This is a genomic window from Pseudomonas palleroniana (genome assembly GCF_022836895.1).
In the GTDB taxonomy this organism is placed as follows: Bacteria; Pseudomonadota; Gammaproteobacteria; order Pseudomonadales; family Pseudomonadaceae; genus Aquipseudomonas; species Aquipseudomonas palleroniana.
Genome location: NZ_CP092411.1, coordinates 4,625,484 through 4,648,971, shown reverse-complemented (window position 1 = coordinate 4,648,971; position 23,488 = coordinate 4,625,484). Strand labels below are relative to the sequence as shown.

General features: G+C 60.2%; 17 protein-coding genes and 1 pseudogene. 11 read left to right on the top strand and 7 right to left on the bottom strand.

The features are described 5' to 3' along the window. The first annotated feature begins 83 nt into the window (after positions 1–83). The 3 genes from MJP36_RS20665 (at position 84) to MJP36_RS20655 (ending at position 5,059) form a co-directional block, all read left to right on the top strand. Positions 84–2,489 carry a TonB-dependent siderophore receptor gene (locus tag MJP36_RS20665; RefSeq protein WP_244383923.1) on the top strand — a complete coding sequence of 802 codons (2,406 nt, stop codon included), beginning with the start codon at positions 84–86 and terminating at the stop codon, positions 2,487–2,489. 603 nt (positions 2,490–3,092) lie between these two features. Then, entirely contained in the window at positions 3,093–3,551 is a 459-nt protein-coding gene (locus MJP36_RS20660; RefSeq protein WP_244383922.1) for a hypothetical protein, read from the top strand. 611 nt (positions 3,552–4,162) lie between these two features. Continuing rightward, complete coding sequence (locus tag MJP36_RS20655) at positions 4,163–5,059, top strand: hypothetical protein (protein ID WP_244383921.1); 897 nt, start codon at positions 4,163–4,165, stop codon at positions 5,057–5,059. A 52-nt stretch (positions 5,060–5,111) separates the two neighbouring features. Here MJP36_RS20655 and MJP36_RS20650 read toward each other — a convergent pair whose 3' ends face one another. Then, positions 5,112–6,263 carry an MFS transporter gene (locus MJP36_RS20650; RefSeq protein WP_244383920.1) on the bottom strand — a complete coding sequence of 384 codons (1,152 nt, stop codon included), beginning with the start codon at positions 6,261–6,263 and terminating at the stop codon, positions 5,112–5,114. 343 nt (positions 6,264–6,606) lie between these two features. On the opposite strand from MJP36_RS20650, the gene MJP36_RS20645 reads away from it, so the two are divergent. The 5 genes and pseudogenes from MJP36_RS20645 (at position 6,607) to MJP36_RS20625 (ending at position 13,552) form a co-directional block, all read left to right on the top strand. Continuing rightward, complete coding sequence (locus MJP36_RS20645) at positions 6,607–7,593, top strand: diaminopimelate epimerase (protein ID WP_244383919.1); 987 nt, start codon at positions 6,607–6,609, stop codon at positions 7,591–7,593. Positions 7,594–7,900: 307 nt separating this feature from the next. Beyond that, positions 7,901–9,785 (top strand): annotated as a pseudogene (gene tssI, locus MJP36_RS20640) (type VI secretion system tip protein TssI/VgrG). Beyond that, on the top strand, positions 9,785–10,621 hold the full coding sequence (locus MJP36_RS20635; RefSeq protein ID WP_244383918.1) for a DUF4123 domain-containing protein: 837 nt from the start codon (positions 9,785–9,787) through the stop codon (positions 10,619–10,621). Before tssI ends, MJP36_RS20635 begins: the two are co-directional and overlap by 1 nt. Then, a complete protein-coding gene (locus MJP36_RS20630; RefSeq protein ID WP_244383917.1) occupies positions 10,614–11,408 on the top strand; it encodes a hypothetical protein in 795 nt (264 codons plus the stop codon). The genes MJP36_RS20635 and MJP36_RS20630 overlap by 8 nt, the downstream gene beginning before the upstream one ends. Beyond that, the gene (locus tag MJP36_RS20625) at positions 11,408–13,552 is read left to right on the top strand and encodes a lipase family protein (RefSeq protein WP_244383916.1); all 2,145 of its coding nucleotides are present in this window, start codon (positions 11,408–11,410) and stop codon (positions 13,550–13,552) included. The genes MJP36_RS20630 and MJP36_RS20625 overlap by 1 nt, the downstream gene beginning before the upstream one ends. On the opposite strand, the gene codA is transcribed toward MJP36_RS20625, so the two are convergent. The 5 genes from codA to MJP36_RS20600 form a co-directional block, all read right to left on the bottom strand. Further along, positions 13,549–14,796, bottom strand: a complete 1,248-nt coding sequence (gene codA, locus MJP36_RS20620) for a cytosine deaminase (RefSeq protein WP_244383915.1) — start codon at positions 14,794–14,796, stop codon at positions 13,549–13,551. The two genes, MJP36_RS20625 and codA, sit on opposite strands and share 4 nt — an antisense overlap. A 76-nt stretch (positions 14,797–14,872) precedes the next feature. Further along, positions 14,873–16,141: a cytosine permease gene (codB, locus tag MJP36_RS20615; protein ID WP_244383914.1), complete on the bottom strand. Its 1,269-nt coding sequence runs from the start codon at positions 16,139–16,141 to the stop codon at positions 14,873–14,875. Between the two features lie 176 nt (positions 16,142–16,317). Further along, positions 16,318–16,941: an NUDIX hydrolase gene (locus MJP36_RS20610; RefSeq protein ID WP_060752416.1), complete on the bottom strand. Its 624-nt coding sequence runs from the start codon at positions 16,939–16,941 to the stop codon at positions 16,318–16,320. 97 nt (positions 16,942–17,038) lie between these two features. Then, positions 17,039–17,395 carry a 6-carboxytetrahydropterin synthase QueD gene (gene queD / locus MJP36_RS20605; RefSeq protein WP_003190259.1) on the bottom strand — a complete coding sequence of 119 codons (357 nt, stop codon included), beginning with the start codon at positions 17,393–17,395 and terminating at the stop codon, positions 17,039–17,041. Between the two features lie 76 nt (positions 17,396–17,471). Then, positions 17,472–18,551, bottom strand: a complete 1,080-nt coding sequence (locus MJP36_RS20600; RefSeq protein WP_198763209.1) for a patatin-like phospholipase domain-containing protein — start codon at positions 18,549–18,551, stop codon at positions 17,472–17,474. A 148-nt stretch (positions 18,552–18,699) separates the two neighbouring features. On the opposite strand from MJP36_RS20600, the gene MJP36_RS20595 reads away from it, so the two are divergent. From MJP36_RS20595 to MJP36_RS20585, 3 genes are read left to right on the top strand one after another with little or no spacing between them, the layout of a single operon-like run. Then, the gene (locus MJP36_RS20595; RefSeq protein WP_060752418.1) at positions 18,700–19,023 is read left to right on the top strand and encodes a PepSY domain-containing protein; all 324 of its coding nucleotides are present in this window, start codon (positions 18,700–18,702) and stop codon (positions 19,021–19,023) included. Beyond that, on the top strand, positions 19,023–19,691 hold the full coding sequence (locus tag MJP36_RS20590; RefSeq protein WP_060752419.1) for a response regulator transcription factor: 669 nt from the start codon (positions 19,023–19,025) through the stop codon (positions 19,689–19,691). The genes MJP36_RS20595 and MJP36_RS20590 overlap by 1 nt, the downstream gene beginning before the upstream one ends. Further along, the gene (locus tag MJP36_RS20585; protein WP_161550180.1) at positions 19,688–21,007 is read left to right on the top strand and encodes a sensor histidine kinase; all 1,320 of its coding nucleotides are present in this window, start codon (positions 19,688–19,690) and stop codon (positions 21,005–21,007) included. The genes MJP36_RS20590 and MJP36_RS20585 overlap by 4 nt, the downstream gene beginning before the upstream one ends. 34 nt (positions 21,008–21,041) lie before the next feature. Here the strand turns inward: MJP36_RS20585 and MJP36_RS20580 are convergent, their stop codons facing one another. Beyond that, complete coding sequence (locus MJP36_RS20580) at positions 21,042–23,189, bottom strand: methyl-accepting chemotaxis protein (RefSeq protein ID WP_244383913.1); 2,148 nt, start codon at positions 23,187–23,189, stop codon at positions 21,042–21,044. Between the last annotated feature and the right edge of the window lie 299 nt (positions 23,190–23,488).

Here is a 23,488-nt window from a genome sequence, read left to right as displayed (position 1 = left end):
TCGAGTTCTTCGTCTTCTCCTGCAACTGCAACTGGTTTGCATTAACGGATGCGCACTCTTGCGATCACAGGACTAGGTTCGACGTGAAAAAACTTGCCGTGAACAACAATAAAATTTCCTGCTGGGCGCCTCTCGCCCTGGCGCTGGCGGTCAGCGCCGCGTTGCCGGCAGCCTACGCTGGCGATGGTATCCACATCCGCGCCCAATCGCTGGGCGCGGCGCTGAGTCAACTGGGCCAGCAGACTTCCCTGCAAGTGTTCTTCAGCCCTGACATGGTCGCGGGCAAACAAGCACCCGCCGTTGACGGCAACCTTTCACCGGAACAGGCCCTGCGCCAATTGCTGCAAGGCAGCGGCCTGGATTACCAGATCGACGCCGGTTCTGTGACCTTGCGCCCAGTGAGCAGCGGCACGGGGGAAGCCGGTTCACCGGTTGAACTGGGTATTACTGATATCAAGGTGGTCGGCGACTGGCTGGGTGATGCCAATGCCGAAGTGGTGCAGAACCATCCAGGCGCGCGCACGGTCGTGCGTCGCGAAGCCATGGTGGAGCAGGGCGCCATGAACGTCGGTGACGTGCTGCGCCGCATTCCCGGCGTGCAGGTGCAGGAAGCCAACGGCACTGGCGGTAGCGATATTTCCCTCAACGTTGGCGTGCGCGGACTCACGTCGCGCCTGTCGCCACGCTCCACCGTACTGATCGATGGCGTACCGGCGGCTTTCGCCCCATACGGTCAGCCACAGTTGTCGATGGCCCCGATTTCCTCGGGTAACCTCGATAGCATCGACGTGGTGCGCGGCGCCGGCTCCGTGCGTTATGGGCCGCAGAACGTCGGCGGTGTGATCAACTTCGTGACTCGCGCCATTCCCGAGAAGTTCTCCGGTGAAGTCGGCACCACCCTGGAAACCTCGGCGCATGGTGGCTGGAAACACATCGAGAATGCCTTCGTCGGCGGCACCGCAGACAACGGCATCGGCGCGGCATTGTTGTACTCCGGCGTCAAAGGCAACGGCTATCGCAGCAGTAACAACTCCAACGATATCGACGACGTGATCTTCAAGACCCACTGGGCGCCGACCGACCAAGACGACTTCTCGCTGAACTTCCATTACTACGACGCCAGCGCCGATATGCCCGGCGGCCTGACCCAAAAGCAGTTCGACGCCAACCCCTATCAATCGGTACGTGACTGGGACAATTTCAGCGGGCGCCGCAAGGATGTTTCCTTCAAATACATCCGTCAGATCGATGACCGTACCCAGGCGGAAGTGTTGACCTACTACTCCGACAGTTTCCGTGGCAGCAACATCGCCAACCGCGACCTGAAGACACTCGGCTCCTATCCGCGCACTTACTACACGTTCGGCATCGAACCCCGGGTGTCGCATGTTTTCGACGTAGGCCCGAGCGCCCAGGAAGTCAGCCTGGGTTATCGCTACCTCAAGGAAGGCATGCACGAGCAGGCGACCAGTCTTAACCTGGTCAACAATGTGCCCACGCCAGGCGGTCAAAGTGATGGTCATGTCTATCAGGACCGCACGGGCGGCACCGAAGCCAATGCGTTTTACATCGATAACAAAATCGATATCGGCAAGTGGACCATCACTCCGGGCATCCGTTTCGAAGACATCCGCACCGAATGGCATGACCGTCCGGTTGTCGCCCTCAACGGCAAGCGTACCGAGGAAAAACGCCGCGAGGTGCATAACAACGAACCGTTGCCGGCCCTGAGCGTGATGTACCACCTTTCCGATGCCTGGAAACTGTTCGCCAACTACGAAACCTCTTTTGGCAGCCTGCAGTACTTTCAACTGGGCCAGGGTGGCACCGGCAACCAGACCGCCAACGGCCTGAACCCGGAAAAAGCCAAGACCTACGAGGTCGGCACGCGCTACAACGACAGCGTGTGGGGCGGCGAAGTGACGTTGTTCTACATCGACTTCTCGGATGAGTTGCAGTACGTCAGCAATGACGTAGGCTGGACCAACCTCGGCGCCACCAAGCACACCGGCATCGAAGCCTCGGCCCACTACGATCTGTCCAACCTCGACTCGCGCCTGGACGGCCTGACCGCCAACGCCGGCTTCACTTACACCAAGGCCACCTCCGAAGGCGACGTGCCCTTCAAGGGGCGTGATTTGCCGCTGTACTCCCGTGAAGTGGCTACCCTGGGCCTGCGCTACGACATCAATCACTGGACCCATAACCTGGATGTCTACGCGCAGTCCGGCCAACGTGCACCCGGTACTGGCACCACTTACATCACCCAGGGCACGGCCGATGGCCAATACGGCGATATCCCGGGGTATGTCTCGGTCAACCTGCGCAGCGGGTATGACTTTGGTGAGCAATTGTCCAACCTCAAGCTTGGCGTCGGCGTGAAAAACGTCTTCGACCAGCAGCACTACACGCGCTCCAGCGACAACAATGCCGGGTTGTACCTGGGCGAACCTCGAACCTTCTTCGTACAGGCCAGCGTCGGGTTCTAGAGCTGCATTGAGTGGAAAATCGCCGCCGCCCCGCACTGGGACGGCGGCGATTTGCGTTTTGCTCCTTATCTCCTGAGAGGTTCTTCCTACCGCTGCCTGGAATTCTTCAACGCTGTGAGGAACCGATATCTGCGCGCTTGCCACACAAGATTGGCCTGCTTGCGATTGACGATTGCAGCGAGGCAAGACGCTCAATACACAGCACTGGAGAACCTTATGTCGATATCCGCATTCAATCAGACAGTCGCTCGTTCACCCGCTCAGGCTGAGCACGAAACTGCCGGTTCCCGCACGCCATCCAGTGCGCGCCGTCCAGGAGGCATGAACTACGCGCAAGCGGGCAAGCATCACGGGCCGGTATTCGATACGCCTGTGCAACGACCTTTCCCTGGTCATTGCCACTCTTCATGCCCGCCCCAGCGACCGCAACCAGAGCCAGGTCCACCTCAGCGCCCGCTGCCTGTGGGCGTACAACCAAACCCGGGGCCACCGCCGCGTCCCAATCCGGCTCACTCCTCAGCCCTTGCGCAACAACTGTTGGATAATTATTGCGCGTTCAAAATGCCTCCGTTGCAGCGCGTAACCGCCGACAGTGTGCGAGCAATGGCCAATAAAGGACTGACCGGTGATCCGGTCAAAGACGCGAACATCCGCCTGGCGCAAGCCTTGTTGCGCCATCCTGGCCTATTGGAGGCTCTTGATCGAGATGGCGAGACCGGCATTGAGGATGGTCATTTAACTGAAGCCAATATCGCGAGCTTTATCAGCTCCGATAATCCCCTGAAGCTTCACAGTGACAAGCAACTTGTCCAGGAACTGCTCTCTCAATTCAGTAAGTTAGCCACCGGCTATTTTCCCCGTTCGATCAAGCTCCGCGAGCTTGATCGTCTGGCGAAGCAACCACTGACGGGCATACCAGCCCAGGACAAGCTCATCCATTTGGCGAAAGAGCTCATGGTGCGTCCGGAACTCAAGGCTTCGATGGATCACCCTTTCCAGTGGCAGCGTGATCGCAAGATCTCCCGTGAAGAGTTGAAGCAGTGGCTGAAGGTGTCTGACTAGACCTGCGCAGGACATACGTTCAATTACACAGGAACCCTTCACCCAGATTTACCACGAAGAGTACATCCAACGGTGGTTGGTCATCGGTGGATGTCCTCATCTATTGAGTCAGGCCCTGGCACATGAACTCGACATCACTTGAACCTCGCCATTCCCAGCACAGTGTTTCGACACTGCCCGCGTCAGCCCAGAAGGCCACCGCTCAAAAGAACTTGAAAGCGCTTGCGGTCAATCTCAGTTCCTCGCCAAAGAGCAGCTTCAAGGCGCCCACCGCCGAAGACTTCGACAGAGGGGCCAGGCCGTTTGCAGATGAGCCGGTATCCCGTTCCCTGGGGTCAATCTTTGCGATGTTCTGGAGCAAATTGTTACGCCATGAGCGCTAGTTGTTTTTGATGCGCAGACGTTATCGAGAGTGAGCCTGGACGGCTTGGGCGGTTACAAATGCTCAAGTTTTACCAGGGATATTCCTCACCGGGAGCGGCGATTTTCCGGAACCATTATTTTTCGGCAACCACACAACCCAGGCTTATGCAGCGCTGGCTCTCAAGGCGTTTGAGACGGTCAAGCACTCGGGCTCAGGTTACGGAATCTAAATAGGGTGGGTATGAAGCATGACTGACGGGATCAATAATCCAGGCCGCCGGCTGCCTTTTTCATGGAGTGCGCCCGCTACGGGCGCGGGTGCCCCGGCGCTGGGAAAATCTTCTGCGCCAGGTCTGTCCTCCAATCATTTTTTCATCGGCGGGATGAGCGGGGCCGATCCGCAGGTTGACGGCCCATCTGCCTTTGGGCGTATGACCCCTGCTGCAAACCCCTACGCCAGCTGCGACGATCATATGTTGGCAACGGCCCTGAAAAACGAATTTTCCATGTTGGACGCGTTCAAGAAGGACGGAAAGCTGAGCCAACGTGCATTGCAGCAGATTGCGGGTGAAGCGCCGAACCAGAGCGCAGTAGCCGAGCGCATCATCCTGTTGGCCCGAGAGATACTCAACCGTCCCAGGCTGAACGAGGCGATTGTCGCCAATGGCGGTTTTATCACCACAGACAGCCTTTCCAAGGCTGCCGATTCAAGGGTCGGTAACACCCACCCGGACAGGCATAGCGCAGACCCCTTTCATTCCAAGACCGACGCAGAGGTCGTCAGGGCATTCAGGACAATGTTCGATGAGCTGCGCGACACAGCCGAGGACTACAGTTTCTTTTTTGAGAAACACCGATATGTGAAGACCGACAAGCTGCTCGAGATGAGCCAGGACCCTGACGAAACCGATAAAAAGGGTGACGTTGTGCGGGATGCCGCCACCGGGTTTCCCAAAAAAAGATACAGCGAGCAGCAGGTGTACCTGGCCAGGAATCTGGTTGAGCGCTCGGGCTTGCTGGCGTCGCTGGAGAGCAGCAAGGCCAACGGCACGCGTTTTTTTGGTAGCCACAACACTGAGGGATGGCTGAAGAACTACAGCATCGATCGGTGGCTGGAAAATGACAGGAAGGAGAAGGGCAACTGAAGGGCGCTGATCAGCGCCTTCAACGTCCCCCCCATTCCTGCCGGTTTTCGCGTTAAACCCGCAGTATTTTGCCGCTGACCGCCACCGCCGCCAGCAACCCACCGATCAACAGAAAGGCGGTCGCCAGGCTGCTGCCATGGGCAATGAAGCCGATCACGGCGGGCCCTGCCAAAATCCCCGCGTAACCCAGCGTGGTAATCGCGGGCACGGCAATGTGTTCGGGCATGACGTTCTGCTTGCCGACGGCGGTATAGAGCACCGGGACGATATTCGAGCAGCCGGCGCCCACCAGTGCATAACCCAACAGGGCCATTTCCCACGCCGGGGACAGTGTTGCGAGGAACACGCCGGCGGCAGCCAGCGAGCCGCCGATCACGATCACCCGGGTGGGCCCCAGACGACGTACGATCGCGTCACCGGTCAGGCGCCCGGCCGTCATCGTCAGGGCAAATGCCGCATAGCCAAGGCCCGCGTAGGCTTCGTCCAGGCCGCGCTCGGCACTGAGAAACACGGCGCTCCAGTCGAGTACGGCGCCTTCGGCGAGAAAAACGATAAAACACAAACTGCCAATAAACAGCACCACCCCGTGGGGAACGGCAAACGCCGGCCCCGAGCTTTCACTGCCATAGGGCAGCAAATGCGGCCCGGCCTTGAGCAAGGCCAGCCCCATGATGACGATCACCACCAGGGTCGCCTGCAGCGGCGACAAGCCCAACCCCAGCAGGCCGGAAACCCCCGCTGCGCCAACAATACCGCCCAGGCTGAACAAGCCATGAAAGCCCGACATCATGGTTTTGCCGCTGGCGCGCTCTACGATGACCGCTTGAAGGTTGACGGTTGAGTCCACGGTGCCCAAGCCTGCGCCAAACAGAAACAGCCCGGCCATCAGCAGCGGAATCGAACTGACCGTGGCCAGTATCGGCAGGGCCAGGCAGATCATGAGCGTGCCGGCGCTGAGCACCCGACGGCAGCCAAAGCGTGACGCCAGTACGCCCGCCACCGGCATGGCGAGAATCGAACCCACCCCCAGGCACAACAACAGCAGGCCAAGCGTGCCTTCATTGAGTTGCGCACGTTCCTTGGCGTACGGCACCAGTGGCGCCCAGGCGGCGATGCCGAAGCCGGCAATGAAAAAAGCGATACGGGTCGACATTTGCTCCAGCCGCCCGGGAACCACGGGCGCTGGGGTGGGGATGGCAGTCATGAAGAAATCCTTGGTTTTGCGTTCAATGAACGATGTCCGGCGACACATCCTTGCACATCAAGCCCGGTCGAGCGAGCCGGGCTCGTTCGCATTAGCCCATGGGATATTTTTACAACGATGGAACGCCTTGGACGACGGCGACCACATACAGGCTATCCAGTGTGTAGGAGGTGGTCTGGAAGGTGTGTAATCCCTGTGAGGACTGATGAACCCCAGGTTTCTTGCAGCGGGTTACCACCTTCCAGGCCACTTCCCACACCTGGGGTGTTCTGTAATACGCTGCCGCCCAATCAGTAGGTAACCGTATGGACGAACCGATGAAAACTTCCAGGCAGCTCGCCTCATGACCCAGTTCTACGACGCACGCGGCAATATCTATGGGGTGGTCAGCCCGGCTGACTTGCGCAGCCAGGGCATCGACGTGCCAGGCAGCGCCGAGTTGGCGGCGAACACCCGGCTGGCATGGGCCGCGTCGGCCATCGCATCTGAATGTGGCTGGGGGACGACGCCGCGTCCGGCGGGTGCCAAAGCGCATCGCTGCGATGGTTTGCTGGTCGGACCGTTTCAGGCTGCGCCACCGTTTGACCTGTTGATCGTCAACACTGACGGCACACTCGCGGAGCGCAGTGGCAATGGGCTGACCATTTTTGCCCAGGCGCTGACCGACCAGGGCCTGATGGCTCAAGCGTGTGAACTGCGGGTGCATCACGATCAGCCGGCTGCCGCGTCCCCCGTGACCACTGCTGTCGAGCCGGCGATCTACGAACAGGTCGAGGGCTTTTGGCTGGCCCTGGGGCAGCCTGCGTTCGGACCTGCGGCGGTCGGCGCCAACGACATTCAAGCCGTCTCGGTGCGGCACCGTGAGTTCAGTCGCGTAGCGGCCTTGGCCACCATCGACCCGCAATGGGCATGCAGCCAGTTTGTGCGAGTGGGCAACCCCCATTGCGTGACCTTGGTCGAGCAGGTCTCGGCTTTGCCGGAAAACCCCGCGATGCTCCAACCCGTACTGTTTGAGCGCTTGCAAGCAATAGCCTTCGCGCCGCCCGTCGGCAAGGGCCAACCCTGTGTGGCTGGCGTCAACCTGCAATGGGCTGCGCGAGCCTCGGGCAACCGGGTAATCGCACGGGTGTTCGAGCGGGGCGAGGGGCCAACGGCGTCTTCGGGGACCAGCGCCAGCGCGGTGGCCTGCGCAGCGTGGCGCGCAGGTTGGATTGACGCCGCTGAAGTGGCCGTGGTGATGCCGGGTGGCACAGCGCCTGTCCGTTTGCACGCAGAGGCGCAAACACTGGTGAGCGTCAGTCTGTTCGGCGCCGCACACCGGCAGCGGTAAGCAGGGAGTAACAGTGGATAGCTTGGAGTGTTGTCTGCTGTTTCGTAATTGATTAGTTGTATTGGTAAGTTCAGATGTAAGAATTTTCTTGTTTTAGAAGACGTGCTTATTGAGTGTATTAATTATTTTGTAAAAGTCATTTCCATCTCTGTCGTACGAAACTTCTTTTTTATTTCTGAACAGCCGAATTTTCCCTGAAATCGCTAAGCTTCAAGGCGTTCAGGCGCTTTTTCTCGGCTGGCAATCAGTACTTTCCGGGGAGAGCTTTAAATCAGCGAGTGGGTTTATCAGCGACGGGTAACAACGGATGGTTGACGCGTTTGTTTCGTCACGTTTCAAATTGATTATTCCGGAAGTGACTTCCGACTTTCAGGTGCTTGCCTTCAACGGCTGCGAGTTTATTGACCAACCGTATTTCATTCATATGCAGTTGGTCAGCGAAAACCCCTGTGTGGATCTGGAAGCACTGCTCCACCAACCGGCGTACCTGCATCTGGGGGAAGTGGATCAAGGTCTGCACGGTCAAGTCTACGCGGTAGGGCGTGGCGACCCGGGTGTCCGGCTCACCCGTTATCACCTGACGCTGGCGCCGCGCCTGGCGGGTCTCGCCCACCGCCGTGATCAGCGGGTTTTCCAGCAGCGCAGCGTGCCGCAGATCATCGCGGCCGTGCTTGAGCAACACGGCATCCTGGCCGATGCGTACGTGTTCGAACTGGGCCCCGTGGTTTATCCGCCGCGCGTTTTTTGTGTGCAGTACGCGGAGACCGACCTGCACTTCATCCAGCGGTTGTGCGAAGAGGAGGGGATTCACTACCACTTCCGCCACAGCGCGAACAATCATCTGCTGGTGTTTGGTGATGACCAGACGGTGTTCCAGCGCTTGCCCGTGCAGCGATATCACTCGGCCAGCGATCCGCTGGCGGAAGCGGCGGGTATCCAGCGTTTCGATGTGCGCCTGGAAACCCGCAGCCGAAAAACGGTGTGCCGTGATCACGATTTCGAACATCCGTCCTTGCTGTTGCAAGGTGTGGCCGGCTCTGCGACACCGTCTCCTCTTGAAGACTACAACTACCCTGGGGGTTTTTCCGGTCCTGTACGCGGCAGGCAGTTGGCCTGTCGCGGTCTTGAGCGTCATCTGGCCGATCGCTGTCGGGCCTCGGGCACGAGCGACCAACCGCTGCTGCGCAGCGGCCATTTTCTCGAACTGCAGGAACATCCCGATCCCGCCTGTAACGACCTGTGGTTGATCACCTCAGCGCGTCATGAAGGCTACCAGCCACAGGTGCTGGAGGAGGCGGCGGGTGAGGCGAATACCTTCCAGGGTTATCGCAACCGTTTCACCGCGACACCTTGGCGTGCGGTGCACAGGCCACCGCTGAAACACCCCAAGCCAACCATCAATGGCAGTCAGACGGCCACTGTCACCGGGCCGGCCGGGGAGGATGTGCATTGCGATGCCTACGGCCGAGTGAAGGTACGTTTTCATTGGGACCGTCGGGACCCGACGGATGACACAAGCAGCTGCTGGGTGCGCGTGGCGTCCGGTTGGGCCGGTGACGGGTTCGGCACAACGATGATTCCCAGAGTCGGTATGGAGGTGCTGGTGAGCTTTTTGGAGGGCGACCCGGACCGGCCGTTGATCAATGGTTGCCTGCCCAATGCCTCGCTCCTGCCGTCCTACCCCTTGCCGCAGCACAAGACACGCAGCGTATTGCGCAGCCGCAGCACCCTGGGAGGCACGGGCAGCAATGAATTGCACCTCGAAGACCGCCAGGGTGCAGAACTTGTCTATCTGCGCGCCCAGCGTGACCTGGAGCAGCAAGTGGGGCATGACAGCCGCCTGGAGGTACAAGGCGACAGTTACATGCAGGTCGGTCAGACCCTGGTGATCGGAGCCGGGCAACAGGTTCACCTGACGGCGGGTGCCAGCCTGGTGATCGACGGGGGGACGCAGTTGAGTTTCAAGGCCGGGGGTGAACACCTCGTGATTCAAGCGGGCGGCATTTTCAGCAGCCGGCCCATCACTGTCGCAGGGGCGGCGGTGGCCGGCACTTTACCTTCGGATGATCGGCCGAGCCTGTCTGCCGTTCAAGGCCCTCATGGACATGGCCCGGCAACTGGGCGCGGACTATTGCCCCGTCTGCGAGCGCTGTGGTGAAGGCCTGTGCGATCTCGGCGGGAGGGCAGCGTGATGCAAGGCATGCCTTATCCATGGATGGCCCGACAGCAACAGGCGGGACGCCATTTGTGCTTGATTATCGATGGGGACGCAGAAGCATGTCAGGCACTGTCGGCGGCTCGCGACACCTCGCGATATTGCACCCTCTATAGCCAGACAGTGTTAGCGGAATTGGCGCATACCGGCCCGGTGATCCTGTTGCTGGAGCAGGTGGGAGAACCGGCCTTGACCCGCTTGCTGCAACAGCCCGAAACGAACTGCGGGTGGCTGGGCAGCTTGCTCAACGACGATCTGACCGACGTGACCCGGCATTGGTGCGAGCGGATGCTGGGCGGCGCACCGGGGCGCCAGGCCCTCTACCGGTTTCAAGACAACCGCACCCTGGCGCGCGCCTTGGCCTACCTGCCTGCCGAACAGTGGCCGGTGTACCTGGGGCCACTGGCCAGCGTGTGCTACTGGCATGACGACCGATGGCGCTGCTGCGACAACCCGGCACCGGGTGAATACCCGGTACCGGATCCCACACCCTGGTCGCAGGTCCCCAACCCCCAGGCTGCGGCCATTCTGCACGCCAATATCCTGCGCTACCTGCTGGCGGAGCACAGTGAGGACCTGGTGACGCTGGTGGAGTTTCAAGACCCGAGGATCTGGCTGAGCCAAGTGTTGGAGCAGGCCCATGCCTGGCAATGGTGCGGCCCGCAACAGCTGGAATTCCTGGTGGTGCGACGGCTGGAGGAGGCCACACGAAGCAGTGTGATCCGGTGGCAGCCGATGCAAGGCGAGGCCCCGGCGGAACATTACGAACGGTTGGTGGAGCAGTGGCGAAGGGAAGGGGCGGAGCATGTCTAGCTGGATGAAAAACGTGGTGATTGTGCTGGGGGTGGTGGCGTTATCGGGGTGCGCGGGGAAAAGCGCGGACAGCTTTACGCTGGAGGTGGATCTGCCGGCGGATTTTGAACTCAAGACGGCTGCCAATTATCGTCCCGCCACCGGCGCAGCCTGTTCCCTGCCGATGCGCCGAGGCAAAAGGCCCGAGCGCAAGGTGTTTTTTACCGAGTTCAATCCCGTGGCCAATCGGGTGAGCTATGAATTGCCACTCAGCGAAACCATTGAGGGGTGTCCTTCGGTAATAAGCAGCGTGCAATTTGATGTTTATGCAAAATGGGGAAAGCAGGATTGGGATGTGGGAGGGGATCTTGCCGGGATTGGTATTCGAGACCGTTTGGCGGGTGATCTACCTGGAATGCCCGAGGACGGTGTTCAGGAGTTGAAAGGGCAATGCCGTTGGTATTTCCGCACGATAGGACCTATGCACGCGATCATCAAGATTCTGCAATGCCATTCGTTGGATGCAGCCGGTCAGCCGCAAAAGATGCAGGCTGGCGGCGTTGCCCAACGAGACCAGTTGCGAGGGAAAAAGTTAAGAATGGTATTGAAGGTTCTTGATGAAGAGTTACCTGCTTTTGATCACAGATGGATAGCTGTACCGGGCGGGTGGAAGCGCTGCCGAGGTAAAAGCTTTGAGGATATGGCCGCGTACTGCACCGGCAATGACTCGGAGTTCAAGCCTGTAAAGATGCCGGATGGGCGTATCTGTGACGTCTACCCGACATGCAATCAACAAGGAGCGAATTGATGAAACAGGATGCATGGAAGCAGGCGTTTTTCAGCGGCAAGATGCCGGCATGTGCAATGAAAGGGCACTGGGTGAGCTTTTGCCTGGTGGATGAAACGGGGAGTGGGACGGCGTACGGCGGTCTTGCCTATACGGTTCACGACAGTATGGGGTGCGAGTACAACGGTAAATTGAATGGAGAGGGGTTCGCAAATATACAGGGGGTTTACCGCGGTCCTGTCGTTCTCAAGTTCGATGACCCGTATGCCGGGGCACAAGAGCCGTATTACCGATTGAGTGCGCGCCTGACGTACAAGCTGCCGATTACCGAGATTCAAGTCCGCGCCGAACAAACACGGTTTTCTGATGCAAAGGGGCAGCGTATTCAGGGGAATCCCGCCATGCAGCGGGCAGACCGGTTTTATCATGTTGAAGTCAGCGATCTGGTCAACCATGTCGCGCACTTGCCGTCGATCGCTCCTGCGATGTTCAGCCCTCATCGGCATGCGTTGAAAATGGTGAACGACCTTGGATTCGGCCCGCCTCTGTCCTCGGGAGTGGTCTTGTTTCCCAATCAGTTCAGTGTGTTGGAAGTACGGCCCTTACGTGCGCTACGGCCGATGCTTTCCACCGCAGATCATTTCTGTGCCTTGAACTTGTACCAATTGGCGCTGATGTCCGCCTTGAGCTACTGCGATTTTGGTCAGCAACCGCCGAAGAAACCTATCGACAAAGTGACGTTCCCGTTCAACCCTACCGTTGGCAATCTGTTTGCCGAAACGTTATCGGGGTACCACGAAGCCTGGCGAGTGGATCTCGAGCAAACGCAACGCTTTTTTCCCGTATATGAAGATGTTCCTTACTCCCGGCGTTTCGAGATCCTGCCCTTCGATCCCGAGTTGTATCCGCAAAATCATCCGGCTCGCGAAGAGGAGCAGGAGCATCCCTCGAACCTGCACTTTTTCGACGATGAAAAATTTGGTACCGACACTCAGGCGTTTATCTGCCATCACGATGAAGTCGTCCTGATCTCTGTGCGCGGTACCGTCAGCGCCGCCGATGCCCTGCGCGACGCGAACGCCCATCAGGTGGCCTTCGCCGAAGGGGGCGGCAAGGTGCATCTGGGTTTTTATGAGGCTTACCGGGCCATGCGAAACTTCGTGCTGCGCTACCTCAGCCAGTTTTATGAAGGCCAACGAATAGTCATTTGCGGACACAGCCTGGGCGGCGCGATTGCCTTGTTGTTGGCCGAGGGGCTGCGTCGTGTACCTAATCCCAGCTACAACATCCTCCTCTACACCTACGGCGCCCCCCGAGCGGCCGACAGCGAGTTCGTCGACGGCGCTTCAGCCTTGGTCCACCACCGTATCGTCAACCACAACGACCCCGTTCCCAGTGTTCCGGCCATCTGGATGAATACCACCGCCAAACTCTGGATTCCGGGCGCCATAACCTTGTTCAGCGCGCCTGCCCATGGGGGCCTGCTCTTCGCTGCTGGGCTGGTGCGGGTGGGGGGCAACCCTTACCGGCATCACGGCGAACAGCAACACTTCATGCCGATCGAACTCCCAGGCGGCAGGCATTCCTCGGTGCTATGGAAGCCAGGTTGTGAGTCGCTCCAGGAAGCAGGCTGCAATCGTGCGTTGCAATTGCATGGCGACATGCCGCAGCGCGACAACCTGCTCAAGCAGCTGTTCCAGGCGCATCAGCACTTCATGACCGCCAGCTACATCCCGGCGGCATGGGCCACCTTGCGGCGCTGGCAGCAGACACTGGATAGCCAGGGCCCTCTGGTTACGCAGAGGGAGTTCGAGCTGTTGGATCGCGCCTTCGAAGACATGCGTGAGCAACTGCGCGCCAAGCGACGCGAGCTTGCCCGACGGCGCCCCGCCAATGATCGCGACTATGAACGCAACGATGCCTTGAATGCCGAGATCGACCGTTTGCATACCAGCCGCGAGCGCCTGGCAACCCTGCGCTGGCGCCGCCTTGAGGCGCGTGATGTCTACGGCAGCCAGGCGTATGGCGCTAACCTGCAACCCAGCCTCAAGCGCTGGTTCACCCATCGGGAAAACCAGGAAGTGGCCCAGCTCGCCAGTATTCCGCCACCGACGCTCAATGATCGGGTGAGGGCGCAAATACTGGACATCGACTCGATCGTCTAGCCTGGCGTGTGCGCAAACTCCACCTGTGCCGGTTGCCGCTTCATCAGCACTTTACCGTTGCGGATCGAGTACAACGGCAGGCCCTGACTGCGGATCACCTCATAGTCACTGTTGGCCGAGAGGATCAACAGATTCGCTGGTCGACCGGGCTCCAGCCCGTAGCGGTCCCCGAGGGCCATGGCCTTGGCGCTGTTGTCGGTCACCAGGTCGAGGGCCGATTGCAGGTTGCGGTAACCGAGCATATGGCAGATGTGCAAACCGGCTTCGAGTACACGCAGGATGTTGCCATTACCCAATGGGTACCAGGGGTCGACGATGGAGTCCTGGCCAAAACAGACGTTCATACCAGCTTCGAGCAATTCGTTGACGCGCGTGACGCCGCGCCGTTTCGGAAAACTGTCGAAGCGGCCCTGCAGGTGGATACTTTCGGTCGGGCACGACACAAAGCTGATACCGGAGTGTCCCAGCAGGCGAAACAGTTTGGCGCAGTAAGCGTTGTCGTAGGAGCCCATGGCCGTGGTGTGGCTGGCGGTGACGCGGGCGCCCATGTCGCGGCTGCGGGCTTCTTCGGCGAGTACTTCGAGGAAGCGTGAATGCGGGTCGTCGGTTTCGTCGCAGTGTACGTCCACCAGGCAACCGGTGCGTTCGGCCAGGTCCATGAGGAACTTCACCGAACTGACGCCTTGGTCGCGAGTGTATTCAAAGTGGGGGATGCCACCGATGACATCGGCGCCCAGGCGAATGGCTTCCTCCATCAAGGCCCGGCCATTGCGGAACGACTCGATGCCTTCCTGGGGAAACGCGACGATCTGCAGATCAATCAGGTGCGTGGTTGCTTCGCGCACCTCCAGCATGGCTTTCAACGCGGTGAGGTCGGGGTCGGTGACATCGACGTGCGTGCGCACATGCTGAATGCCATGGGCCGCGAGGGCCTCGATGGTTTTTGTGGCGCGGGCCTTGGTGTCTTCATGAGTGATGGTGGCTTTGCGTTCGCCCCAGCACTCGATACCTTCGAACAAGGTACCGCTCATGTTCCAGCGCGGCTCACCGGCGGTAAGGGTTGCGTCCAGATGAATGTGCGGTTCGACGAATGGGGGGGTCACCAGGTTACCGGCGGCATCCAAGTCGCCGGGCGATAAAATGGGCGCCGCCGTTTGCGCGGTGATGCTGGCGATCCGGCCGTGTTCCAGGTGCAGATCGTGCAGGCCTTCACGGTTGCGCAGGCGGGCATTGATGACATGCATGGGCAAGTTCCTCTTGGCTAAAAACAATCAGGCAGACAGCGCTGGGCGGCTCCAAGGTTAGCATTCCCGGCCGGATTCATGCCGGAGCGTCAGCCAAGGGGACTCGTGCGCGCAGTGCGGCAGTGAGCGCGATGTAAGTCAGCGATGCCGCGACGATGCCTACCAGTGGCGCGACCCAGGGGGAGTTGAATGCCAGCACGGTACCGACGGCATAGGCGATCAAGCCCGGCCAGTTGAAAGCCGGCAGCTGTACCTCGGCCAGGCGCGGGTATTGCCCGCGATAACGGTAAAAGAAGTCCGCCATGATCACCCCGCCAATCGGCGGTATCACCGTGCCCAGCAGGATCAGGTAAGGCACCAGCATGTCGTACATGCCGAGCAACGCCAGCAGGGTGCCGATCACCGCGCCTGCAAGGGTGACGCTCTTGCGACGCCGGGTGCGCAGCAAGTTGCAACCGGCCACGGCAAAGTTGTAGATGGTGTTGTCCTGGGTGCTCCAGATGTTGAGCAGCAACATTGCCATCGCGGCCATGGCGAAACCTTGCAGCAGCAACACTTCCACCACATCGGGCTGTTGATAAACGATGGCGCCGTAAGCGCCGATCAATACCATCAAGCCATTCCCGATAAAGAATCCGATCAGGCTGGCCAGCACCGCAACCTTGGCCGAACGCGAGAACCGGGTCCAGTTGGTGGCCTGGGTTGCGCCGCTGACAAAGGTGCCGAACACCAGGGTGACGGCCGTGGACAGGTCCAGTTGTGCGGTCGGCACCACCGCCAACAGGCCATTCAAGCCACCCACTTTCACGGTTGCGACCCACATGGATAGAAACAATAGAATGCCCATGGCCGGCACCGCGATGTAGGACAGAATCTCCAACCCGCGATAACCCACATAGGCGGTGGCACAAAATACCAGGCCGAACAACACCATCAAGGCCAATACGCTGCCTTGGCTCAACTCGAGATATTTACCCAGCACCACGGCGGCGGTGGCTGTCCCCCAGGCGTACCAGCCGATCTGGGTAAAACCGAGGATCAGGTCGCTGAGTTTGCTGCCCACTTCGCCGAAGCAGAAGCGCCCCATCAGTACCGAATTCAGGCCACTCTTGAAGGCGATGTAACCCAGCCCCGCAGCGTAAATGCCCAACAGCAAGTTACCCAATGCCACGACGCCGAGCATGTCGATAAAGCTGAACGCCACGCCCAGCTTGCCGCCGGCGAACATGGTTGCAGTAAAAAAGGTAAAGCCCAGCAGCACCATGGCGGTGGAAGCCAGGCCCTTGCGCGCATGCAAGGGGACTTCGCTGAGGGGGTAATCGTTGCCCGGTTCTTGCTGCGTCATGTGCCTTGCTCCCTGAATGAATGACGCAGGTCTGTTGCACCGTGCGTGCCAAATCAGTAGTGGTGACCGGCGAACGACCGCAAACGGTCTGTGTCGTCAAATAGCAGCAGAACACTGGGAGGGGCGTGCGGTGCCTTGTCGGGCACGAAAGCAGTGCAGCGATGATACAAATTGGATCAGTCGAACAGCGTGTGTGTGGTCTCGCCACGATGAAACGCAAAAGCCGCCTCAAGATCACTTTCGATGGTGCGCCCACGGGACAGGGGCGGCAGGTCATCCAGGCTGAAAAAGCCCACGTCCGTGGTTTCGAACCCCGCCGCGGGCGCGAGCTGATCCACCCGTTCGCAAAGGAAATACAGCTTGTAGAAGTCCCGCACGTCCGGTCGATACAAGCCCTTGGCCTTGTGGGTGACGCTGTACAGGGCCCGTGCGGTGACGCTCAGACCGGCCTCTTCGCGAATTTCCTTGACGATATTCTCGGCCGCCGACAAGCCGATATCGGCATAACCCCCGGGCAGCGCCCAGCAGCCATCGGTCAGCTCTTTCACCAGCAGAATCCGTTCGCCCTCGATCACCGCACCCCGCACATCGATCATCGGCGTGGAGTAGCGCTTCGCAAAGTCCGGCACCAGCCCAGTGATGCGTTCCAGCGGCACACTGCCCAATTGCGCGAGCATGCTGTGGGCAATCTCGGCGATTTCCTCCAGGCGCTCACGCTCGAAGTCGTCGGTGCAAAAATGGAGCCCGGTGGACGCCAACGCTTGCAAGCGTTTGGCCTGGGCCAGCCAAGTGTTTTCCATGGGGTCTCCTTTGTTCTGCAAAGGGCTTTGCCGGTTGAAGGGTGCTACGCGGGGTATAAAAAAACCACCGCAAGGGTGGTTTCTTTACATCGCCGGTCTATTCGCCGCGATAGATGCAGCCGCTGGTGCACGTCTCGTGGATGCGGATCGCGCTTAGTTCCGGCAACAGCGGTTTCAACTCGTTCCAGATCCACTTGGCCAGTACTTCACTGGTGGGGTTTTCCAGGCCGGGAATGTCATTGAGGTAGTTATGGTCGAGACGTTCGTAGAGCGGCTTGAAAATCGCCTTGATCTCCGAAAAGTCGCGAATCCAGCCGGTATGAGGGTCGAGGTCGCCGCTCAGGTGGATGGCCACCTTGAACGAATGCCCATGCAGGCGCCCGCATTTATGGCCTTCCGGTACGTGGGGCAGGCGGTGGGCGGATTCGAAAGTAAATTCCTTGAAGATTTCCACAGTGTTTTCAGCTCGGTCAGGTATCTGGCAGGCGGCGAGTTTAACAGTTTGATCCCTCGCCGCGCATACCGCTCGGTCAAAGCGCCTGCAAGCGTTCGCCCAGGCCGCCCTTATCGACCAGTTCCAGGAACTCATCGCCCAACCGCCGGCTTTCGCTCATTGCCGTTTGCCAGTACTTGTTGCGGCTCGGGTCATCGCCCATGAAGCGCTTGAAGTCGCTGCGGTCCGGCAGCTTGCCGTGGGGCAGGCGGGCCAGGTAGTCCTTGGACGGTGCCAGCAGCAACACATCCTGCAAACCCTGCTGATTGCTGCGCCGCCACGGCAGGCCCTTGTCAAACCAGCCAGGGATGACCCGGTCGGTAAAGTGCGGATACAGCACGATGTCGTCGCCGTGGTAGGGCAGGTCGAGGTGGTAGTCCAGCAAGCCGCCGTCGCGGTAGGTGCCGTGGCCGGCGCCGGGCAGGTCGCGTATGCCTTGCATCACCATGGGAATGGAGCCTGAGGCCAGCAAGGCCTGGCGCAGGTTGCCCAGCTCCAGTTGCAGGAAACGCGATGGGAAATCCGTCAACGGATGCAACGGTGGCGCCTGGCGTGGGTCGTGAATGATCAACCGTTCAAAATGCCGCGACAACCGTGCACGACCGCGCAAGTTATCGGCAATCACCGAAGTCAGGCCCAGGCCCAGGCGCCCGCGATGGTCATCGGCGAGCAGGCCATGGCTCTTGACCACCATGATGTTCAGGCGATAGTGAGGAGTGGCCAGCACCTGTGCATCACGGCCGGCCAGCAAGTCATCGAGCATGCGCCGGCAGCTTTGGGTGACCTCGGCCATGGTCACGCCTTTAGCGAAGCTCTGTTCGTTGTACAGGCGACCGAGGTCGAGCAGGCCTTGTACCGGGTCGGGCAGGCAGGCACTGGCAAATCGCCAGGAACCGATGGAGGCGCCGATCAGCGCGCGCTCACGGGGGGCGCGAGGCAGCCAGTCGCCGAACAGCGCCAGGTCCAGGCCTTGAATCCCCAAGGCCTTGGGGCCACCGGCCGCACCGGGTAGGATGCCGACATCGGCGGGCTTCAGGCCCTGTTCGCGAATACGCGCCAAGGCGCGCTGGCCGGCCTTGAGGGTCAAGGCGGGAAACTTGATGTGGATGGCTGTCATACCGGTCTCTTTTGAAGCGAGCGGGCAGTATAGGAAATCTGGCCTGGCGATGGGGCCGCTGATCGATGAAAATTGCCATGGTGGCAATTCAGTTTCAGTTAAGTTGCGACGGTTAACGTGGTGACCTCAAGGAACAACAGGATACGCAATGAAGGTAAATCTACGGGGGGGCGGTCCAATGGCATTGGTGTTGCTATTGACCAGCTCCCACCTGACGGCCCACGACCTCGGCCCGGACGAAGCCTTGCGTCTGCGTCAGAAGGGCGTCATCGCCCCTCTGGAGCACCTGCTGGGCCCGGCGCTGGAACGCTACCCCGGTGCCAAGTTGCTCGATGCCGAGCTTGAGGAGCACAAGGACCGCCCGGTGCCCTATATCTACGAAATCGAGTTGTTGACGGTGGAGGGAGTCGTGCGCGAAATCGAGCTCGACGCGAGCACCGGCGCGCTGCTCAAAGATAAGGAAGACGACTGATGCGCCTGCTTCTGGTGGAAGACAACGTTCCCCTCGCCGATGAGCTGCTGGCCGGCCTGCAACGCCAGGGCTACGCCGTCGACTGGCTGGCCGATGGCCGTGATGCAGCCTATCAGGGCAGCAGCGAGCCCTATGACCTGATCATTCTGGATCTTGGCTTACCCGGCCTGCCCGGGCTTGAAGTCCTGGCGCAATGGCGTGCGGCGTCATTGGTCACGCCGGTGCTGATTCTGACCGCTCGCGATTCCTGGGCCGAGCGCATCGAAGGGCTCAAGGCCGGCGCGGATGATTACCTCGCCAAACCCTTTCATCCTGAAGAGTTGTTCCTGCGCATCCAGTCACTGTTGCGCCGTTCCCACGGCCAGGCCAACCAGCCGACTTTGCAGGCCGCGGGTCTGCACCTGGATGAGGGGCGCCAGTGTGTGCTGCGCGATGGTGACGAGATCCAGCTGACCGCCGCCGAGTTTCGCCTGCTGCGCTACTTCATGCTGCACCCCCAGCAGATCCTGTCGAAAAGCCACTTGGCTGAACATTTATACGACGGCGAGAGCGAGCGCGATTCCAATGTGCTGGAAGTCCACGTCAACCATCTGCGCCGCAAGTTGGGCCGCAGTGTGATCGAAACCCGGCGCGGCCAGGGTTACCGGTTTGGCGCCAGCCCTGCATGAAGTCCATTCAGCGGCGCCTGAGCCTGGGCCTGGTCAGTGTGATGGTGGTCGTCGGCGTGGTGCTGGCGCAGACCAGCCTGTGGTTATTCGAAGCCGGGTTGCAACGCTACCTGGAGGCGGGGCTGCGCAACGATAGCGAGAACCTGCTGGTTGCGCTGGTGCGGGGGGCCGATGGCGTGCAACTCGATGAGCACCGTTTGTCACCGGCTTATCAGCGACCGTTTTCCGGGCATTACTTTCGGATTGATTTTGCCGATGTTCACTGGCGTTCCCGCTCGCTGTGGGACCAGGAGCTGCCGCGCCTGCCGCAGACCGGTCTCAAAGGTAACCTGCAATTGGGGCCGGAGGGCCAGCAACTGCTGGTATTGCGTTCGGACTACAAACGTTTTGGGCAGTCGATTTCCATCAGCGTGGCCCAGGACTACACACCTGTGCGGGAAAGCTTTCGCCTGATGCGGCAGATCGGCCTGGTGCTGGGGTTGGCGGCGTTGTTGCTGGTGTTGATCCTGCAACGGGTGACCGTACGTCGTGCGTTGCGCCCGTTGGAGACCGCCCGCGAACAGATCGCCCAGTTACAACAAGGCCAACGCTCGCAGCTCGATACCCAGGTGCCGCTGGAGCTGGAGCCGCTGGTGGCGCAGATCAACCACCTGCTGGCCCACACTGAAGACAGCCTCAAGCGTTCACGCAACGCCCTGGGCAACCTCGGTCATGCCTTGAAGACCCCGCTGGCCGTGTTATTGAGCGCAGCGTCCAGCGAGCCGCTCAAGGACCATCCGCACCTGAGCAAGTTGTTGCGTGAGCAGCTTGAGCAAGTGCAGCAACGCCTCAATCGTGAACTCAACCGCGCACGCCTGGCCGGTGAAACCCTGCCCGGCGCATTGTTTGACTGTGAAAAAGAACTGCCCAGCCTGTTGGCCACGCTCAACATGATCCACGGTGAACATCTGGACTTGAGCTATCAGGTGTCGCCCGGGCTGCAATTACCCTGGGACCGCGAAGATCTGCTGGAACTGCTCGGCAACCTGTTGGACAACGCCTGTAAATGGGCAGACGCCGAAGTCTGCCTGAGCATCGGCGAAACGACGCAGACCTATCGGTTGGCCGTGGAAGACGACGGCCCCGGTATTCCCGAGACCGACCGCGACAAGGTGCTCAGCCGCGGCACGCGCCTGGATGAGCAGATCGACGGCCATGGCCTTGGGTTGGGGATCGTGCGCGATATCGTCGAGGTGTGGGGCGGGGTCTTGCAGTTGCAGGAGAGCCGGCTGGGAGGCCTGAAGGTGCTGGTCGAACTCCCCAAACGCCAGAGCTGACGCAGCGCCCTCCATATTGAATCTTCTGCGGTGTTCAGACCCTGAATTGATCCATCAGCCCCTGCTGTTGATTCGCCAGGCTGTTCAACGCCTGGCTGACCCGCGCCGACTCATTGGCCTGCTCCGACAACGACTCGGTCACATCCCGAATCGTCGCCACATTACTATTGATCTCTTCAGCCACCGCGCTTTGTTCCTCGGCAGCGCTGGCGATTTGCAGGTTCATGTCGCTGATTACGGTGACTGCGTCACCAATCTGGCGCAAGGCCGTCACCGCTTGGCCGACCTGTTCGACACTGCCCTGAGCCTGGCGATGGCTGTTGCCCATGGCGCCGACCACCTCGGTGGTGCCGCTTTGCAATTGCTCGATCACTAGGCGGGTTTCCTCCACCGACTCCTGGGTACGTCGCGCCAGGTTACGCACCTCGTCGGCAACCACGGCAAATCCACGCCCAGCTTCACCGGCCCGGGCCGCTTCGATGGCGGCGTTGAGTGCCAGCAGGTTGGTCTGCTCGGCGATGCCACGGATCACTTCCAGCACCGAACCGATTTGTTCGCTGTTGGCTGCCAGGCCCTCGACTTGGGCCATGGCGGTGCTCATGTCGGCGGCCAGCGCACCGATGTTGCTGGTGGTACGGTCGATCACCGTCAAGCCTTCACGCGTAGCCTGGTCGGCATCGCGTGCGGCCTGGGCGGCTTGGGCCGCGCTGCGGGCGACATCCTGGGCGGTGGCGCTCATTTCATGGGAGGCGGTGGCGACCTGATCCACCTGGCGGTATTGCTGTTCCATACCGGCGCTGGTTTCAGTGGCGATCGCGGCGGATTGGTCGGCGGTGCCACGGGCGTCCTGCACTGAGCGTTTCACTTCGGCAATGATCGGCTGCAGCTTGTCGAGGAAGCGGTTGAACCAGCCGGCCAGTTGGCCCAGCTCATCTTTTTTGTCGTAGGCCAGGCGGCGGGTCAGGTCGCCTTCGCCACTGGCGATGTCTTCGAGCATGTGCGCCACACCGAGAATCGGACGGGTCACGCTGCGCGCCATCAGCCACACCAGCGCCAGGCCCACCACCGCAGCCAACAGGCCCAGGCTCAGTTCCAGCAGGGTGCCCTTGGCATTGTCGGCATCCAGTTGCGCTTTCAGGGCTTCGGCAGGCGCGACCAGGACTTTCTCCGGTACGTCGAGCAACACGCCCCAAGGCTTGCCCCCCGGGATCGGTGTAAACGGCGCCAATACCTTGAGTTGCTGGCCGGTGCGCAGGCTGCGGGTTTGCGTGCTGCCGGCGAGGGCGCTGATCAACTGCGCGCCGCTGGCAGTGTCGACCTGGTCCAGGCGCTGGCTGAGTTTGCTCGCGTCCGGGCTGTAACCGGCAAGCAAGCCGGTCGGGCTGAGGATGCTGACCTGGGTCTGGCCGTCATACAGCTTCTGGCTCGCCTGTTGGCTGACGGCCTGCAAGCTGTTGAGGTTGATGTCCACCGACAGCGAGGCGATGACTTTGCCGTTGACGATCAACGGGAACACGATACTGGTCATCAGCACGTTCTGCCCGTCGATCACATAAAAATACGGTTCGATCACGCAGGGTTTGAGGGTTGTGCGTGGGCAGGTGAACCAGGCGTTGGCTTTTTCGCCGCTGGGGCCGACGCTGGTATCGGCCATGTCGCTTTCGGGCAGTGACATCGAGGTCAGTTTGCCCGGCGTGGGTTGCGACCAGTACAGGGCAAAGCGGCCTTTTTCGTTACTGCCCAGTTCTTTCTGATTGGCGAACAGCTCGTCCTTGCCGTCCAGCGCATTCGCTTCGAACACCAGGGACAAACCGAGCAGGTCCGGGTTGGCCTGCAACGCGGCCTTGACCTGGCGAGTCAGGTCTTCGCGGGTGTCGAAGGCATCGAGAAAGCGCTTTTCAGCCTGTTCGCGCAGAAACAGCACTTGGCGGGAAAAGCCATGGCCGTACTGGTAGGCGTCCATGAACTGCTGGCGAATGCCCAATGCCTGCCCTTCACCCTGCGCTTCGATGCGCGTCTGGGCGGCTGCATCAAGCATCTGCATGCTGGACGCTTTGACCTGCTCGGAACTCTGCGCCATGCGATACAGCGACAAACCCACCAGAAGGGTCACGATCCCCAGCAGGCAAAGGCCGGCGAGCAGGGTGATTTTCCATTGAATGGAGAGCTGTCTGAGCGACATCGGGACATCCTTACCTGAAAACACATAGAGACCCGTTATCGGCGGCACGTCTGATTTCTTTATTTGCGGGGCCCGGGCTTGCCGTAATGCCAGTCAGTTAAATGGTGGATGTAGAACACAGCGTTTGGTCGCGGCAGGTTCTTTTAACTGACTGGCATTAGGACTTGCCCGGGTTTTTTGACATGCCCGCCCACCTGCTGCAAAGTGCCCGCCCTCTAATAAGACCTCCTCAGCCTGCACGCCGGCCACCCTGTTCCATGGCCGCCTGGGCGACGTATGCCTGTTCTTCTGTTTTCTGT

What these genes read in the sequence shown, in the direction of transcription:
- MJP36_RS20610 (WP_060752416.1), bottom strand. Translation starts at nt 16,941, where the DNA reads ATGGAAAACACTTGGCTGGCCCAGGCCAAACGCTTGCAAGCGTTGGCG.
- codB (WP_244383914.1), bottom strand. Translation starts at nt 16,141, where the DNA reads ATGACGCAGCAAGAACCGGGCAACGATTACCCCCTCAGCGAAGTCCCC.
- MJP36_RS20580 (WP_244383913.1), bottom strand. Translation starts at nt 23,189, where the DNA reads ATGTCGCTCAGACAGCTCTCCATTCAATGGAAAATCACCCTGCTCGCC.
- MJP36_RS20645 (WP_244383919.1), top strand. Translation starts at nt 6,607, where the DNA reads ATGACCCAGTTCTACGACGCACGCGGCAATATCTATGGGGTGGTCAGC.
- MJP36_RS20650 (WP_244383920.1), bottom strand. Translation starts at nt 6,263, where the DNA reads ATGACTGCCATCCCCACCCCAGCGCCCGTGGTTCCCGGGCGGCTGGAG.
- MJP36_RS20585 (WP_161550180.1), top strand. Translation starts at nt 19,688, where the DNA reads ATGAAGTCCATTCAGCGGCGCCTGAGCCTGGGCCTGGTCAGTGTGATG.
- MJP36_RS20630 (WP_244383917.1), top strand. Translation starts at nt 10,614, where the DNA reads ATGTCTAGCTGGATGAAAAACGTGGTGATTGTGCTGGGGGTGGTGGCG.
- MJP36_RS20660 (WP_244383922.1), top strand. Translation starts at nt 3,093, where the DNA reads ATGGCCAATAAAGGACTGACCGGTGATCCGGTCAAAGACGCGAACATC.
- MJP36_RS20625 (WP_244383916.1), top strand. Translation starts at nt 11,408, where the DNA reads ATGAAACAGGATGCATGGAAGCAGGCGTTTTTCAGCGGCAAGATGCCG.
- MJP36_RS20655 (WP_244383921.1), top strand. Translation starts at nt 4,163, where the DNA reads ATGACTGACGGGATCAATAATCCAGGCCGCCGGCTGCCTTTTTCATGG.
- MJP36_RS20600 (WP_198763209.1), bottom strand. Translation starts at nt 18,551, where the DNA reads ATGACAGCCATCCACATCAAGTTTCCCGCCTTGACCCTCAAGGCCGGC.
- MJP36_RS20590 (WP_060752419.1), top strand. Translation starts at nt 19,023, where the DNA reads ATGCGCCTGCTTCTGGTGGAAGACAACGTTCCCCTCGCCGATGAGCTG.
- MJP36_RS20635 (WP_244383918.1), top strand. Translation starts at nt 9,785, where the DNA reads ATGCAAGGCATGCCTTATCCATGGATGGCCCGACAGCAACAGGCGGGA.
- codA (WP_244383915.1), bottom strand. Translation starts at nt 14,796, where the DNA reads ATGCATGTCATCAATGCCCGCCTGCGCAACCGTGAAGGCCTGCACGAT.
- MJP36_RS20595 (WP_060752418.1), top strand. Translation starts at nt 18,700, where the DNA reads ATGAAGGTAAATCTACGGGGGGGCGGTCCAATGGCATTGGTGTTGCTA.